Genomic DNA, 15,476 nt, shown 5'->3' with positions numbered 1-15,476 from the left:
GAATTTTTTTAGGAAAAATGTGTATTGTATGTTCTAAGTTATGAACAGGGTTGAAACTGCATTAAGAAAAGAAGTTCGAAGGGTCCTTGTTGCTCAGGGGTATAGAATTAAGAAGGGGCAGTTTTATCTTGACACGGATGATAGAGAAGAAAAACGACATTTACACCAACTTTCTCGTGCGGAAAGAATCAGAGAAAGCATTGATTTTATTGAATCATTCTTGCCCGAAGCCAGCAAGCACATTCTTGATAGTTCAAGTTTAGAAGTTTCAAAGATTAAACCCAGATTGATAGAAGTACAGTCGGGAACAAGAGAGGGGAATTTATTCCGTTGGTGGAATTTGACTTGGTGGAGTCTTCCATATGAAAAATCTTATGGAAGACAAATGAGGTTTGTTGTCTGGGATGACTATCACGAATCTCCAATTGGTCTAATAGGATTGCAAAGCCCCATTCTCTCCTGGAGTGTTAGAGATAAACACCTTTCTATAGAACCTGAACGAAGGGATTATTGGGTAAATCAGTCGTTATCGGCACAAAGATTAGGATCCCTTCCCCCCTACAACAAGTTTTTAGGTGGAAAATTGGTTGCTTCACTGATGACATCCGATTTGGTTCGTAAGTCTTTCAAAAACAAATACAGCAAAAGCAAAACCTTGCTTTTGAAAAGACAGTTGCCTGCAAACTTACTTTTCATTACTACAACAGGTGCTTATGGCAAAAGCAGTGTTTATAACCGTCTCAAATTATACGATGAAAAAATCTGCGATTTTATTGGTTATACGAGTGGAAGCGGTTCTTTTCACATACCCAATACTCTTTACGAAGGTTTTATTAGTTATCTCCGCGAGTGTGGTTATAAGGCTGGAAGGGCGTTTGGAAATGGTCCTTCTGTAAAAATGAAGAATATCAACAAAGCGATGAACTTATTGGGATTCAAAAATGGCTGTGAGCACGGAATGAAAAGGGCTATTTATCTTTTTCCCTTTGCCTCAAATTTAAAAGATGTAATAGAGAAAGAGAAGAGACCTACGTGGTATGGCAGAAGCGTTGATGATTTGACAGGATATTGGAAGGAAAGATGGGCTTGCAAAAGAGTTTGGGAATATGAAAAGAATTTTTTTTCTAAGCAGAACTATCTAGATGAGTTGTCAGAAGACTTGGAAAACTGCCAGAATCTTGTGGGGTAAATTCTTTGGCTACAGACGATAAGAGCTACGCATATTTGCCAGAGGATCTCTTGCTACAAATGCTTGAAAAAGCACCTCGAACTGCAAAGCAATTGGCCAAAACGATTGAAATCAATGAATCTCAAGTAGAAAAAGCAAGGACTGTACTGAAAAATAATAATTTTATTCAATCTTGTTCGGAAGGCGATTTTACAGAGTCAATTATGGCTGCTGATGGAGCCAATGTTGTTGAGCACAAAACAAGCGCAGACATTGTTTTGGCAATTGCAGTTGGCGTAGATGGACTTTCAAAAGAACCTTCAACCACTTGGCCTGATGGTTCGCGACAATATCAACAATGGCAAGACGCATTGCCTCACCATGTAGCTAATCCGAGATTGGCGCAAGGTGTGATGTTTCTCATGGAGTTGAGCATTTTGTCTGAAGCAGATAGAGAAATAAGAATAATGGACGGTTCTCATGTAACCGCCATTCTTAAACTCAATAGTTTGCTCAGTGCTAAAGATGAAGCAGATGCTGACAAACCATACGTAGATGCACTATCAAGATTTCTTTCTGAAAACTATGACAAAGTCATTCCCGAAATACCGGATATTGTGGCAAGTGCTTTTTCTAACGAATCAATAATAAGTCTTACAAAATACTCTTCTTCAAGGGAGATTATAGACTCTCAATTGCAAGAGTTTGAAATTGTTGCCGATGACAAAGTTTTTCTGTCTACGCTTCTCAAGGAAAATGAATATACAAAACCGGTTCCTGTAGGGCAATCAGCAAAAGACAGAGAGATGTGGAAACAGATTCATATAAAATGTAATTTGCCGATTGATGGCGTGGACAATTCAGAACTTCAAGGTCGTTTTGAAGATGCAATTGCTCCATTCAAAGTTACAGACAATAGTGAATCTGATTTGTTTTTTTGTTATTACGAACCTTTGGAGCATACTATGGCTCATCGAGTTGAAATAAAGAAAAATCTTGCGGAAAATGGCAACAATCTTGAGCGGTTTCTTAGAAGTTTAAAAAGACAAATAGTATTTCCAGAAATCCGGGAACCTTATCCGCAATTTTTGGCGGATATTATTGCTAAGAATATATATTTTGGAATGGAAGCAGTTAACCAGGCTATTTTTAATGATAGCGTATTGCATAGCGACAAAAACTTTGATCTTGTTCTTCCTTATAGGACAAGTTAGGGAGGAGAGTTTTGCCCGAGAACAAATCTATCATTAACCTATTAGATTCTGACGACAATTCCCTTGGAGCAGTAGGTTCTCCAAGTGACACTTTTGAAGCAGTTGTTGATGTTCTTGAGATTAGTGAAAAAGACAAACTTCTGGGTGAGTTAGCTTGTTTTTGTGTGAAAGAGGGGGATAAAGATGTGTTTGTCTTAGGTCAAACAACTGAAATTACAACGGAAAACAAATGGCATCAAGAACCGTCTTTTAAGGGAATTATAAAAAGACACGGCAGTCTTCCTAATCTGAGCGAAGTTGCAGACAACAGGATAGCCAAGGTTAGTGTTCAATCCAGTTTTATTCTTGCAGAAGAAAAATCAGAGGCTCATAAATTAGCAAATTCACCTTCAACTGGTGTGCCGGTTAAGAGAGTGAATAATAAAATTATGGAAAAACTTATGGAGCAGTATGAGGGGCAATTAGTCTGTATAGGTAATGCATACGACACAGATGTTCAAATTCCTTTTTGGTTTAAGCATTTTGGGAAACCTGAAGAAGGAGGTGGGGGAGATGCCTACCATATAGGAGTTTTTGGCCGCACTGGTTCAGGAAAAACAACCGCGGCCGCCAACATGATTTTAGCATACGCAAGAAATAATGAGCATATGAGTATTTTAATTCTTGATCCTCAAGAACAGTTTTTTGAAGATAACAATGTGCTGCCAGACCAAGTGAGTTTTATGGGTAGTCTTGAAGATGCTGGGATGAATTATGAAAAATATATTGTCCCTGATGAGGTTTCTTTGCCTCATCTCGCATCTCTATTTAGTAGTTTATTGCTGAACTACGATTTTATTAGAAAGGCTTTCAGAATTCATACTCAGGAAAAAAGAGAACTAATGGCTGAATCAATTCAAGAATATGTGTCTGGAAGGATGAACAATTCGCGTTTTTCTATTGGAGAAGATAGTGATGGGTTACTTAATTCAATGATTAAGAGGTTTTATGAAAGCGAGAGGTATACAGAGAATGTATACGCTAGTGGCGGTTCTCAGTTAACAAGATTGAGGAAGAGGATAGGGGATCTCGCAGATGAATCTCTGGAGATTGACAATGAGACAAAAGAGATATGGGATTACGTGTGTAGTTTGTTCAAAGAGGATGACAAGGAAAAATTAGACAGCATCGTAGATAAAGTAGTATCTAATCCCAAAAATGTAATTGTCCTTAACATTTCAGGGAGGAATGCTGTCAGCGGAATGGAATCTGTTCAAACTCTTTTTATAAAAATCATTGAAGATTCTATAAAAGAAAAAGGTGCAGAATTATATAGCCAAGGAGGTAAATCAAACTGTCTAGTAGTTTTAGATGAAGCTCATCGATTCATCAGCACCTATACATACGATGAAGATATGAAGGAGTTAACAACAAGCATTATTGATGCTGTTCGTACAACAAGGAAGTACGGCATAGGCTATATGTTCATTACTCAGACCATTGAGTCTCTTCACAGGGAAATAAGAGAGCAGATTAGAATATTCGCTTTTGGATATGGACTTACTAGTGGTTCTGAATTTAGCCAGATTAGGAATATAATCAATGACGAATCTGGAGCAAAGTTTTATCGTTCTTTTATTGATCCATCAAGCAACAACAAATTCCCTTTTATGTTTTATGGACCTGTTTCTCCTCTTTCGTTTACGGGTACTCCGCTCTTTTTAGAAATGCAAGGTCTAATTTCTAATTTTCCGGAATAAAGACAGGAGTCTGACTCTTAGATTTTGGTTGTTTCTACCCGCTTCTCTCAATCGCTCCGGTTATTTCCGTCCATTTTGCGTTTAGAAATCTTAAATCTGATTCAGCTTTCTCGTAATTGCCTTTTTCAATTCCTTTTATAATTCTTTTCAAATCACCGACGGAGTTTTCATTTTTCATTGAATCCTGAGTTATAAAAGAGCATATTTCACCGTAGTTCAGAAAAATTTTTCCTTTTTCGTCAAATCCGCGCAGCCAGCTGTTCATTTCACGCAATTTTACGGCGAGGTTTTTAATTTTTTCAAATTCAGGATATTCGGAAATTCTGTCTCCGGTTTTTCCGCAGACACTTTCCGCCTCTTCAATTCTTTTCATTGCGTCTCCTATATTTTCAGTATAGAAAATTGAATCATGATGAACGGCGCCGAAACCCGCGTGAGTGTAGAAAAAATCGCGCTTTTCCTCGTCAAAAGCCGCAAGCCATTCAAACGGAATAAAATTTTCGCACGAAATTATGTTAAAACTTGACGGTTCGTCTATGCGGCACACAAAATACCGCTCATTTTCTTTTATGAAAAAACAGTCTTTGATTTCACCCGTTTCAATTCCCAAATTAGAGGCGAGAAGATTTCTGAATTCATCGTATTCCTTTCCCCACCAGGTTGATCTTGGCGATGCCGGACGATCCCAGAATTTTTCATAAAAATTTATGTATTCGCTCCAGTATTCTCCGCCGCCGGGTATGGAGTCAATCAATTCATAAATCATCAATGCGCATTTCGCCAATTTCTATTCGTCTCCGAGCGCTTTTTTCATCACTTTAATCGGTGCGTCTCCGCCCGTCCAGATTTCAAAAGATTTTGCTCCCTGATAAAGCAACATCCCAAGCCCTGATTCCGCTTTTATTCCAAGTTCGCGCGCACGCGCCACAAGCGGGGTCAAAAGCGGCTTATAGACGAGGTCGTAAACCCCAAACGTGCCCATGAATTTTTCAAGCTGCAAATCAAGAGGCTCGTTTCCCCCCATTCCCGCCGATGAACAGTTTATGAGAATGTCCGCGGAGGCGAGCAATTCCGAAGTTTTTTCACTTCGCAATTCCGAGGTTTCAATTTCAATTTCCGGGAATTTTTCCGCAAATTCGCGCCCCAAAGCCTCCGCTTTTCCGGCGGTTCTGTTAGCGATAAAAATCCGTTTTGTGTTTTTCATGCAAAGTCCTGAAATAATCCCTCTCGCGGCTCCTCCCGCTCCTATGATGAGCGAGGTTCCGTTTTCAGGTTCAAAACCAGTCGCGACTTTAAGCGCTTTTAGCGCGCCGTCTATATCGGTGTTGTATCCCGACAGGCGTCCGTCATCGTTTTTCACCGTGTTGACTGCGCCCGCGAGTTCGGCTTCGGGGGAAAGAAAATCCATCTCGTCCATAATCGCCTGTTTGTGAGGAACAGTTACGTTTACCCCGCGAAGAGGCAGGGAGCGTATGGTTTTCACCGCGGATTTAATTTCGCCCGGGGCAATGTCATACGCATCGTATCTGCAGTTCATTCCAAGCGCGGAAAACGCCGCGTTGTGCATGTCGGGAGAGAGGCTGTGCGAAACCGGATGCCCGAATATTCCGAAAAGTGTGGTTTTTCCGCTCAAAATTATTTATCTCCGGTTTTCTTTTCCAGAACATCTCTGACCCGCTCAATGTCTTTGGTTATTTGCCGCGATAACTCGTCCGCCGAGCCGAATTTTTTTTCGTTCCTGACCCTTTTTACAAACTCAACGGTCACTTTTTTTCCGTAAAAATTCCCTTCGGCATCAAGCAAATGGCTCTCGGCAACCGTCTTGCCGCCGCCGAAAGTGGGTCTGTTTCCTATGTTTGTTATGCTACGCTCGCGTCCGTGTCCCTCAATTTCCGTAACGGTCGCGTAAACTCCGGGTTTTGGCAGTATTTCCCAACGGGTTTTGAGGTTGACGGTTGGAAACCCTATTTCCCGTCCGCGCTTTTCCCCTTCTTCCACAACGCCCTTTATGTAGTAGCAGTATCCGAGAAGTTCCGAAGCCTCGTCCGTGTGTCCGGTGAGAATCAACTCCCTGATTCTGCTGCTGCTTACCCTTTCGCCGCCCACCATCGCGGGTTCAAGAACAACTGTTTCAAACCCGAACTTGTCTCCCAGTTCTCTAAGCAAATCAACATTTCCCCGTCTCTTGTTGCCGAAACCGAAGCGCGGGCCCACAACAATAGCCGTCATCGCGGCTTTTTCCACCATAATTTCCTTTATGAACCGCTCAGGCGGCATAAGAGACAGGGACTCGCAAAACTCAAGCCGCACCGCCATTTCAATTCCGCTTTTTTCAAGCAACGCAAGCCGCTCATCAAAGGGCATAAGCAGGTGGACTGTTTTGTTTTTCAGGAATTTCTGCGGATGAGGGTCGAAAGTAATCGCGCAGGATTTTGCGCCGTGTTGCGCGGCTTTTTCTTTGAGCGTGGCAATGATTTTGCGGTGTCCCAGATGAACGCCGTCAAAATTGCCCAGAGCGCAAACGGTTTTCAAATCTCCGGAAAAAGAAAAATTCTGAAAAAATTCCACGTCTACTTTCTCCAGAAATCGGGTATGAAAAGCACGAGTATTGTGTAAAGCTCAAGCCTGCCGGTTATCATCAGTAATGACAGAACGCCTTTTGTTGAGTCAGTGAGCGCGGCGTAGTTTTCAGACGGACCGACCGAGCCCAGCCCGGGCCCCACATTTCCAATTGCGGACACGGTCGCGGAAAAAGCCGTGAGAAGCGATGTGTTTTCAAGGGAGGTAATAAGCCCCGTGCCGATAACAATTCCCAAAGCGTAAAGCAGGAGAAAACTTGCCACGTTTGACACCGCCGATTCTTCAAGCGGCTTGCCGTCAAAACGCACGGGCGAAACCATGCTCGGATAGATCAATTTTCTGAGTTCGCGGTAGCATTTTGCCGCCATCACGAGAATTCTTGACTGCTTGACCGCGCCGGTTGTGGAGCCGGAACAGCCCCCGACTATCATCAGAATAATCAGCATAAAGGTTGACAGCACGGGCCATGTGCCGAAATTCGCCGACGAGTATCCGGTTCCCGTTCCAATTGAAACCACCTGAAAAGCGGCATATCTGAAAGATTCCCGCAAGCCGTCAAAGGTTCCCGTCCCGTTTAGGTTGAAGGAAACAACCGCGATTATAATCACGATGAAGACGAAATAAAATTTAAGTTCCGCTCCCTTCAACGCGTCTCTGATTTTTCCTTTCATAATCAGGTAGTGAACAACGAAGTTCATTCCCCCGATGAACATGAAAATGGTAATCACCGCTTCAATCAGCGGACTTTCGTAGTGTCCGATGCTCATGTTGCGGGGTGAAAATCCGCCCGTTGACATTGTGCTGAAGGAGTGCGCAATGGAGTCAAAAACGGGCATTCCCGAGAGCGCGAGGATAACCATGAGCGCCACTGAAAGCACAACATATACAAGCCAGATATTTTTCGCCGTTTCGGCAATTCTCGGGGTCAGCCGCTCGGTTGTGGGTCCCGGCGCTTCAAGAGCCATCAGCCGTCCGCCGCCGATTGAGAGGCGCGGCAGAACGGCTATCGCAAGAACTACAATTCCCATTCCGCCGAGCCACTGGCTCAGGTTTCTCCACAAAAGTATTCCGTGCGGAAGCGCTTCAATATCATGTATGACGCTTGCGCCCGTTGTCGTAAAACCGGCGGTTGATTCAAACAACGCGTCCACGGGATTGGGGAACACTCCGTAAAGCAGATAGGGAATGCTTCCGAGCAAACTCGCCGAAACCCAGAAAAGCACGGCTATGAGAAATCCGTCCCTTCTTTCTATTTCATCTGTTTTTTCAGTTCCGCGAGTGGCGAGAATGAGGGAGAAACCGGAAACAAATACAATTACCGCCGAACTCACGAGCGCTAAAAGGTCGTCCTCGCCATAAATCAGCGAGCACGCAGCGGGAATTAGCATCAGCAGTCCGAGAATTCTTATGAAACTGCCGAGTATGTTGAGGCAGAACCTGAAATTCACTTACAAAATCGCCTTTTCAACTTTTTTTACCGCTTCGGGAAGTGTGAACACTATTATAGTGTCGTTTATCTGCGGAGTGAAGTTTCCCTGGGGTATTATCGTTTCGTTGTTTCTCAAACACGCGCCCACAATGCATCCTTCGGGCAGATTGGCGTTTTTAAGCGGGGTGCCGAGTATTTCGCTGTTTTCCTCCACCATAAACTCCATTATCTCTCCGCGTCCCTCTTCAAGAAGTGTTGTCCGTGCCACGCCGCCGCCGAGGTCAAGCATAGCCAGAATCTCATTCACAACCGAAATGCGCACACTCACGGCGGTGTCAATCCCGATGGTTTCAAGCACGTCCACGTAGTCCGGTTTTGTGTAGAGAACTATGCTTCGTTTCACTCCGAGCCGCCGCGCGAGAAGCGAACTCAGGATGTTTTCCCCGTCATCGCCCGTGAGCGCTATAAGATAGTCGGCGGCTTCCACGCCCGCTTCCTGTTGTATCTTGACGTCTGTGGCGTCTCCGCCGAGCACCATTACCCCCGGAACCTCTTCGGCAAGTTCCGCCGCGATTTGCGGATTGCTCTCTATGACCTTGACCGTCGCTCCGCTTTTATGAAGCATTGACGCGGTCAGTTTTCCAAGCCGCCCCGCGCCGATGATGATTACGTTTGTTGTGTGTTTTTCCTCTTTCAGACCCATCGCCTCGGTCAGGTTGTCAAGCATTGAGGCGTCTCCGAGCGCGTAAACGCTGTCGCCGGGCATAAGAACGGTTTCGCCCGAAGGGATAAGCATCTGTCCTTTTCTCGCCACGCCGACAAATATCCACGGAGACACTTCAAGTTTGCTCAAAGGCTTGTCCAGCATTGAGCCCTCTTCTCCCACCCTGAGTTTGAACAGGTCTATTTTGCCGCTTGCTATTTTCTGGTTGCTCCACGCGAAATGCGACTCGGTTACGGCGGCAACGATGTTTTTTGAAATGATTTCGCCGGGGTTGATGATGGAAACGCCGTTTTGTTTGAGCAGTTCGGAGTATTGCGTGTATTCGGAACTTCTGACTTTCGCCACGGTCGCGGGAACCCCGAGAATGCTTGCCGAAACCGCGCACATGATGTTTGTTTTGTCGTCTCCCGAAACGGCGAGAACGATGTCCGCATCTCTAATTCTCGCCTGCTCAATCACTGCCGGCTCGCTGGCATCTCCTTCAATGCACATGATGTCCAGCCTGTCTTTGATTTTCCTCAATCTTTCCCGGTCGTGCTCAACAAGCACAACGTCATTCTGCTGGGAAAGATCCTCGGCGAGCAGCGTTCCAACCTGTCCGCCGCCGATTATGGTTATTTTTTTCATTTGACTGCCCCGACTAATTATATCCTTTCAAGGTCGATAATCCTGAGTGTGAGGGACTCTCTGTTTTTCCATACCGAGATTTCGGGCGAAAACACTATGTCCGCTTTCCCTTCGGGCGCAGCAACTCCGTCCGCGGCGTTCCACCACATTGCCTCAATAGGGGCGCCGCCTTCGCCCGTGTCCAGAAAAAGTTTAAGGTGAGCGTTTTTGATGACGTTGTGTGAAATGATTTTCGCGCCTTCAATCAGGAAAACCGGCGTGGGGTTGCCGCTTCCGAACGGCTCAAGGATTTCAAACTCCTTGACGGTTTTGAGGGTCAAACTCTCAATGCCGATGCGTGCGTCTATGCGGAAGGTCTTTTCTCCCGGTTTCGTGCCCGCGCCGGTGCTTTTGATATGCTTGTCAATCTCGGAGCGGAACAGGTCTATGCTTTCGCTTCGCACGGTAATCCCTGCGGCCATCGCATGCCCGCCATAGCGTTCAAGCGACTTGTCACAGGCTCGCAAGGTTTCATAAAGGTTGACCGCCGGAACCGTTCTGCCGGAGCCTTTGCCGATTCCGTCTGAGTCTATTGCAATGGCGAACGCGGGTTTGGAGTATTTTTCCACAAGCCGCGAGGCGAGAGGGCCCGTGATTCCCGGATGCCAGTCCTGCGAAGAAACCACAAGGCAGGCGGACTGCGCGCTGTCCGGATTCTGCTCTATAAATTCAATCGCTTCGGCAACCGCTTTGCGCTCAAGTTCCTGTCGGGTTCTGTTCCGTTCATCCAGTTTTTTTGCTATCGTCCGTGCGTGTTCCGCGCTTTCGGACAGCAGAAGCTCAACCGCGATTTCGGGTCCGTCTATTCTGCCCGCCGCATTTATGCGCGGCCCCATTCTGTAAGCGATGTCGCCCGAATTGAATCCTCCGTTTATCCTGCTGACCGTTTTCAGCGCCTCAATTCCGGGTCTGTCAGGGGTTTTCATTCTCTTGATTCCCTCTTTGACCATAATCCTGTTTGCGCCCGTGAGCGGAACCCTGTCCGTTACTGTGCCTATGGCAACCAAATCCAGATAATGAGCCATGTTAGGTTCGGTTCTGCTGTCAAAAAAACCTTTCTCGCGCAGTCGCGCGCGCACCGCGAGAGCGAGATTAAAAGCCACCCCAACCCCTGCTATGTTTTTTTCCGGATAGTCGCAGCCGGGCAGTTTCGGGTTTACGACCGCGACCGCGTCCGGAATCTCATCGCCGGGCAGATGGTGGTCGGTAACTATAAAATCTATTCCCAGTTCCTTGGCATTTTCCACTTCGTCAAGCGCGGTTATTCCACAGTCGGTTGAGATAATCAGGGTTGCCCCACGCCGCCCCAGTTCCTCAACGGCACGCGAGTTTATTCCGTATCCGTCTTTAATTCTGTGCGGCGCGAAGTATATGGTGTCAACGTCAAGGGCTTTCAGAAAATCACACAGAAGCGAGGTTGAGGTTACGCCGTCCGCGTCATAATCGCCGTAAACGGCAACCACCTCGCCGCTGCCAACCGCTTTTTCTATTCTGTCAACGGCGTCTTCCATTCCCGCCATCAGAAAAGGACTCGGCAACTCCGTGAAACTGTCGCCCAAAAAACGCTCGGCGGTCTCACCGGTCTCTATTCCTCTGTTTATGAGCAGTTGAGCCACAAGTGGCGAGGTTTCCACCTCGCGCGCGAGTTCCGCGCTGCGTTCAGGAAACTGTTCTTTTATAAGCCAGTTGGATTTCATTTGAGATTTACTTCAAAGAGGCTCCGCGCGCGCGAACGCGATTATTTTCCGCCGCCTTTAAGGTGCTCAATAAGCCCGCGCAAGCCCAGAGCGTAGCTCTCCGTGCCAAATCCCGACACAACTCCCACCGCGACCGGCGACACAAACGAAATGTGCCTGAATTCCTCTCTTTTATGAATGTTTGATATGTGAACCTCAACGGTCGGTATGCCGACCGAGAGTATGGCGTCCCGCACGGCAACGCTTGTGTGCGTGTAAGCGGCGGGGTTTATAAGGATTCCGTCAACCTTTCCGAGCGCGTTCTGGATGGCGCGGACGATTTCGCCTTCGGAGTCGTTCTGAAAAAATTCAAGGGACGCAGCCGGATTAATTTCCCGCGCACGAGCGGCAAGATCCGCGTTTACATCGTCAAGAGTGCGGTTTCCGTATATCTCCGGCTCTCTTTTGCCGAGAAGGCCCAGATTGGGCCCGTGGATTACAAGTATGTTCATTTGTTTGACTCTGACCGGCTCCGGGGGAAAGCGAACCGGCGACATTTCCTTTGCCTGAATTGTGCTTTATTTCGGGGGCGATTTCAAGAACTTTAACGGCTCTGTGCTTGCATAGTTCCGCAGGTTCTGTACAGTAAGCGCCTGTTCCGGTTTCAGGTTGGGGCGCGGAGCAAATCAAACCGAGTATCGCGAAGGAGAAAGGGAATAATGAAAATCGTAAAGAAAACCGCAGAGCACATAATCTACAAGCGTGGAGACGGGCGTTACGCAGTAAAGACAAAAAAGCGCAAAAAGTACGTCAACAGCCGCGAAAAAATCGTAGTTCTTGTTGAAGAAGGACTGCTTGATGTGGCGATTCCGCCCGAAGTGAAGGAGTCTCCCAAAGAGGCGCCGCCTGCTGAGGACGCCGGGGGAAACGCTTCCGCCGAAACCGGAGAGCTGGAGAAGGGCGGGAAAGAGAAGGCGGAACCCGCTAAAGAAGAAAAGCCCGAAGGGGAAAAGAAAGCCGAAGCAAAACCTGATGCGAAAGAGGAGCCCGCCGCAGAAGCGGAAAAGGCTGAAAAACCGGCGGAGCCTGAGACAAAGGAAGAAAAGGCGGAAACTCCGGCTGAGGAAGCAAAAGACAAACCGCCCGCCGAAGATAAAAAAGAGGAAGCCGCTCCCGCCGATGAAGTGAAGGAAGAACCTAAAGCGGAAAAAGCTGAAGAAACCCCCTCTGAAACGCCCGCGCCTGCGGATGACGAAGCGGAAAAGCAGTAGTTCTTCCGCTATCACTGCAAAGCGAACCCCTCATTTAAAGGGTGTTTTGTCAACACATTCGGCGGAGAGTTTGAGATGAAAAGGGTGGTTGATTAAAAAATGTTGTTTGGAGACTGAAAAACTACCTTCCTCTCACCATTCCAACCAACTTTCCCGCTTCTTCAATTTTCAGTATTCGTGTGGACAGTATAAAAACCGTAAACGCAACGGCTATCGCAACCGCAAGAGCAACTGTTTGCGGCGTTGCGGTTTGCGCAATTTCATAAACCGCTTTCGCCACAGCCGCCGACATAGCGGAAGCGCCAGCTGTTTTTACAAACCAGACCCAAAATCCCCGTGCGGTGATTTTCCCCACTCTTTTGTCCAGAAGACGCAGGAGAATCAGAAAATTAACCGCCGCCGCCACCGAACTCGCGAGCGCAAGCCCCGTGTGCTTCAAGTCAAGTGAAAAGCCCAGCAGATAGCCGAGCGCAAGGTTGATTACAAGAGCCGCCGCCGCCGCGCGAACGGGGGTTTTTGTGTCCTGCAACGCGAAAAAAGCTGGAGCCGTAATCCTTATTCCCGCGACCGCCCAGACTCCGGCGGCGTATCCAACGAGCGCCTGCGAAGAAAAAAGCGCGTCGGAACTTGTGAATTCACCCCTTTCAAATAGAACCGAGCAGATTGGATTTGCGAGTGCGGCAAGTCCCGCGAGCGCGGGCAGGGTTATGAACAGCGTCATTTTTAGCAGACCGGCGTAGTCCGTTCTAAAACCCTCCATGTCGTTGTCCGCCGCTCGCGCCGAAAGGCGGGGCAGGAAAACGGTGGCGATTGCGACCGCGCCGATGCCTAGGGGAAACTCCGTCAGCCGCTCGGCGAAGTAAAGGTATGACACTGTCCCTCTCTCCATGTAAGAGGCGTATTGAGTGTTGACGATAATGTTGAGATTGTAGACTGCGACCCCGAACAGTTGAGGCAGCATCAGAACACCTATTTTTTTAAGCAGAGGCGAGTGTTTGAAAACGCCGCCAATCTGGGGGGCGAACCCGCGCGATTTCAAGAAGGGAATATTTACCGCGCTCTGTAGCGCGCCGCCGGCAAGAACACCCAGCCCGGCCGCGATTGCCGGCTCGGACCACTGGTCGTGAAAAAAAACCACCCCTGCTATGAAAGCCAGATTGAAAAGCAGAGGCGAGAACGCGGGAGCGAAAAAATGTCCGACCGAATTAAGCACGCCCATTGAAATCGCCGCGAACGAAACAAGAAGGATGTAGGGAAACATCAGGCGCAGAAGCGAAACCGCCAGCTCAAAAGATTCCGTCTCAAAACCGGACGCGAACAGCCGTATGATTTGCGGCGCGAACACAACGCCCAAAACCGTTACCGTGCCGAGTGCGGCGAGCAGAACGGTCAGAGTTGCCGAGAAACCCTCTCGAGCGCTTTGCGCGCCGTGTTTTTTTATGTGTTCGGTGAAAACCGGAATAAAGGCCGCGGACAGCATTCCCTCCGCGAACAGCCGTCGCAACAGATTCGGTATACGGAACGCGACATAGAACGCATCGCTCTGAAAGCCCGCTCCAAGAAAGTAGGCGACCACGAGGTCCCGCGCGTATCCCGCAATTCTGCTCACAAACGTCAGCCCGCCGACCGTTCCCCAGTTGCGCAGGACGGTTTTTCCGGTGTCAGGCGCGGAGTTCATCACTTCTCTTCGGTGTCCGCAAACTCAAAATCAACCTCTTTTCGGAGTTCCAGAAGAATCCGTCGCGTTTCTTCCTCAAAGTCCGGCGTGGTGAAAATTTTCACCACAGGGTCTTCCGGATTCTCCGTTCTGACCCACATAACATGTGAGTATCCTCCCAGAATTGAAGCAAGAACAACATTGTCGCTCTGGTCTTTCAGTTTCAATGTGAAAACGCTCAAAAAAATCTCCGGCTATGGGTTCACAAAAGAGTAAGAATAACAATGTTGCCTTGTGCCGACAGCACGCATTATACTAACGGAGCAATCAGATGAAAACCGCCCCGGACCCTCCTACAGATGAGACTTCCCACAGTTCTGTAATGCTTGAGGAAACGGTTTCATATCTTAATCCCCGTCCCGGCAAAATCTATGTTGACGCCACGCTTGGCATGGGTGGCCATTCCGAGGCCATTCTTTCATCGGTGGACGGAGTGAAAGTTATAGGAATTGACTCTGACCCAGACTCGGTTGAAGCGGCAAAAAAGCGACTGGAACGCTTCGGTGAACGCATAGAGATTGTGAATTCAAACTTTACCGGTATTGAAGAGGCGGCGCGCTCTTGCGGTGCTCTTGCGGTGGACGGCATAATAGCCGACCTTGGCATATCAAGTCGCCAGCTTGAGGGAAGCGGAAGGGGTTTCAGTTTCACCGCGGACGAGCCGCTTGATATGAGGATGAATCCCGCGAGCGGAGAAACGGCGGCCGATATTGTGAACACTCTGCCCGCCCGCGAACTCGCGGGGATTATAAAAAAATACGGCGAAGAAAAATTTGCGTCCAAAATCGCGAATGCAATTGCAAGAAGCCGTGAGGAAAAACCGCTTGAGACCGCACGCGAACTCGCGCTGATTGTCGCGGGCTCCATTCCGGTGAAGTTTCATCCGCCGCGCACGCACCCGGCGACTCGCGTTTTTCAAGCGCTCAGAATCCATGTTAACGATGAAATTTCCAGCCTTGAAATTTTTCTGCAAAAGGCCGTTCCCCTGCTATCCGCGGGCTCAAGGATTGTGATAATCTCCTTCCATTCGCTTGAAGACAGGGTTGTAAAACGGGCTTTTAATTTAATGAACGCGGCTTGCATATGTCCTCCGGAGCTTCCGATGTGCGGGTGCGGAAAGAGCCAAATTCTCAAAGTGATAGAGCGAAAGCCAGTTTTGCCGGGCGCGTCCGAGGTTCGGAGGAACCCGCGCGCGCGCAGTTCCAAAATGAGGGTTGCGGAAAAGATTTAACGGAGAAAAATCGTGCAACAAACAAAGGCAAGAACGCGGCGGAAATGGCTTTTTTTTCGGA

13 protein-coding genes and 1 pseudogene are annotated in these 15,476 nt (G+C 47.8%); 5 read left to right on the top strand and 9 right to left on the bottom strand.

The window, feature by feature from the left end:
* The first annotated feature begins 40 nt into the window (after positions 1-40).
* From GKS04_00410 to GKS04_00400, 3 genes are read left to right on the top strand one after another with little or no spacing between them, the layout of a single operon-like run.
* Positions 41-1,189, top strand: coding sequence for a DUF4338 domain-containing protein (locus tag GKS04_00410; protein QMU55660.1), 1,149 nt, complete (start codon positions 41-43; stop codon positions 1,187-1,189).
* A gap of 5 nt (positions 1,190-1,194) precedes the next feature.
* Complete coding sequence (locus GKS04_00405) at positions 1,195-2,382, top strand: hypothetical protein (protein QMU55659.1); 1,188 nt, start codon at positions 1,195-1,197, stop codon at positions 2,380-2,382.
* Between the two features lie 11 nt (positions 2,383-2,393).
* The gene (locus GKS04_00400; protein ID QMU55658.1) at positions 2,394-4,121 is read left to right on the top strand and encodes a DUF87 domain-containing protein; all 1,728 of its coding nucleotides are present in this window, start codon (positions 2,394-2,396) and stop codon (positions 4,119-4,121) included.
* Between the two features lie 34 nt (positions 4,122-4,155).
* Here the strand turns inward: GKS04_00400 and GKS04_00395 are convergent, their stop codons facing one another.
* The 7 genes from GKS04_00395 to aroQ are packed head-to-tail and all read right to left on the bottom strand — an operon-like array spanning position 4,156 to position 11,708.
* Positions 4,156-4,890 carry a hypothetical protein gene (locus GKS04_00395; protein ID QMU55657.1) on the bottom strand — a complete coding sequence of 245 codons (735 nt, stop codon included), beginning with the start codon at positions 4,888-4,890 and terminating at the stop codon, positions 4,156-4,158.
* Positions 4,891-4,908: 18 nt separating this feature from the next.
* Entirely contained in the window at positions 4,909-5,760 is an 852-nt protein-coding gene (gene aroE, locus GKS04_00390; protein QMU55656.1) for a shikimate dehydrogenase, read from the bottom strand.
* Positions 5,757-6,704 carry a bifunctional riboflavin kinase/FAD synthetase gene (locus GKS04_00385; GenBank protein ID QMU55655.1) on the bottom strand — a complete coding sequence of 316 codons (948 nt, stop codon included), beginning with the start codon at positions 6,702-6,704 and terminating at the stop codon, positions 5,757-5,759. Before GKS04_00385 ends, aroE begins: the two co-directional genes overlap by 4 nt.
* Positions 6,692-8,149, bottom strand: coding sequence for a TrkH family potassium uptake protein (locus GKS04_00380; GenBank protein QMU55654.1), 1,458 nt, complete (start codon positions 8,147-8,149; stop codon positions 6,692-6,694). The genes GKS04_00385 and GKS04_00380 overlap by 13 nt, the downstream gene beginning before the upstream one ends.
* Positions 8,150-9,481 carry a Trk system potassium transporter TrkA gene (trkA, locus tag GKS04_00375; GenBank protein ID QMU55653.1) on the bottom strand — a complete coding sequence of 444 codons (1,332 nt, stop codon included), beginning with the start codon at positions 9,479-9,481 and terminating at the stop codon, positions 8,150-8,152.
* A 17-nt stretch (positions 9,482-9,498) separates the two neighbouring features.
* The gene (gene recJ / locus GKS04_00370) at positions 9,499-11,217 is read right to left on the bottom strand and encodes a single-stranded-DNA-specific exonuclease RecJ (protein ID QMU55652.1); all 1,719 of its coding nucleotides are present in this window, start codon (positions 11,215-11,217) and stop codon (positions 9,499-9,501) included.
* 41 nt (positions 11,218-11,258) lie between these two features.
* Positions 11,259-11,708, bottom strand: coding sequence for a type II 3-dehydroquinate dehydratase (gene aroQ, locus GKS04_00365; protein QMU55651.1), 450 nt, complete (start codon positions 11,706-11,708; stop codon positions 11,259-11,261).
* A 207-nt stretch (positions 11,709-11,915) separates the two neighbouring features.
* On the opposite strand from aroQ, the pseudogene GKS04_00360 reads away from it, so the two are divergent.
* A pseudogene (locus tag GKS04_00360) lies at positions 11,916-12,176 on the top strand (hypothetical protein).
* 412 nt (positions 12,177-12,588) lie between these two features.
* Here the strand turns inward: GKS04_00360 and murJ are convergent.
* Both murJ and GKS04_00350 read right to left on the bottom strand, forming a co-directional pair.
* Positions 12,589-14,145 carry a murein biosynthesis integral membrane protein MurJ gene (murJ, locus tag GKS04_00355; protein QMU55650.1) on the bottom strand — a complete coding sequence of 519 codons (1,557 nt, stop codon included), beginning with the start codon at positions 14,143-14,145 and terminating at the stop codon, positions 12,589-12,591.
* Positions 14,145-14,372 (bottom strand): DUF4911 domain-containing protein, encoded by a 228-nt coding sequence (locus GKS04_00350; GenBank protein QMU55649.1) that lies wholly within the window; start codon positions 14,370-14,372, stop codon positions 14,145-14,147. Before GKS04_00350 ends, murJ begins: the two co-directional genes overlap by 1 nt.
* A gap of 83 nt (positions 14,373-14,455) precedes the next feature.
* On the opposite strand from GKS04_00350, the gene rsmH reads away from it, so the two are divergent.
* On the top strand, positions 14,456-15,415 hold the full coding sequence (rsmH, locus tag GKS04_00345; protein ID QMU55648.1) for a 16S rRNA (cytosine(1402)-N(4))-methyltransferase RsmH: 960 nt from the start codon (positions 14,456-14,458) through the stop codon (positions 15,413-15,415).
* Positions 15,416-15,476 lie beyond the last annotated feature (61 nt).

This window comes from Candidatus Mycalebacterium zealandia (assembly GCA_014075295.1).
Classification (GTDB): domain Bacteria; phylum Desulfobacterota_D; class UBA1144; order Nemesobacterales; family Mycalebacteriaceae; genus Mycalebacterium; species Mycalebacterium zealandia.
This window is presented reverse-complemented; position numbering and strand designations above follow the sequence as displayed.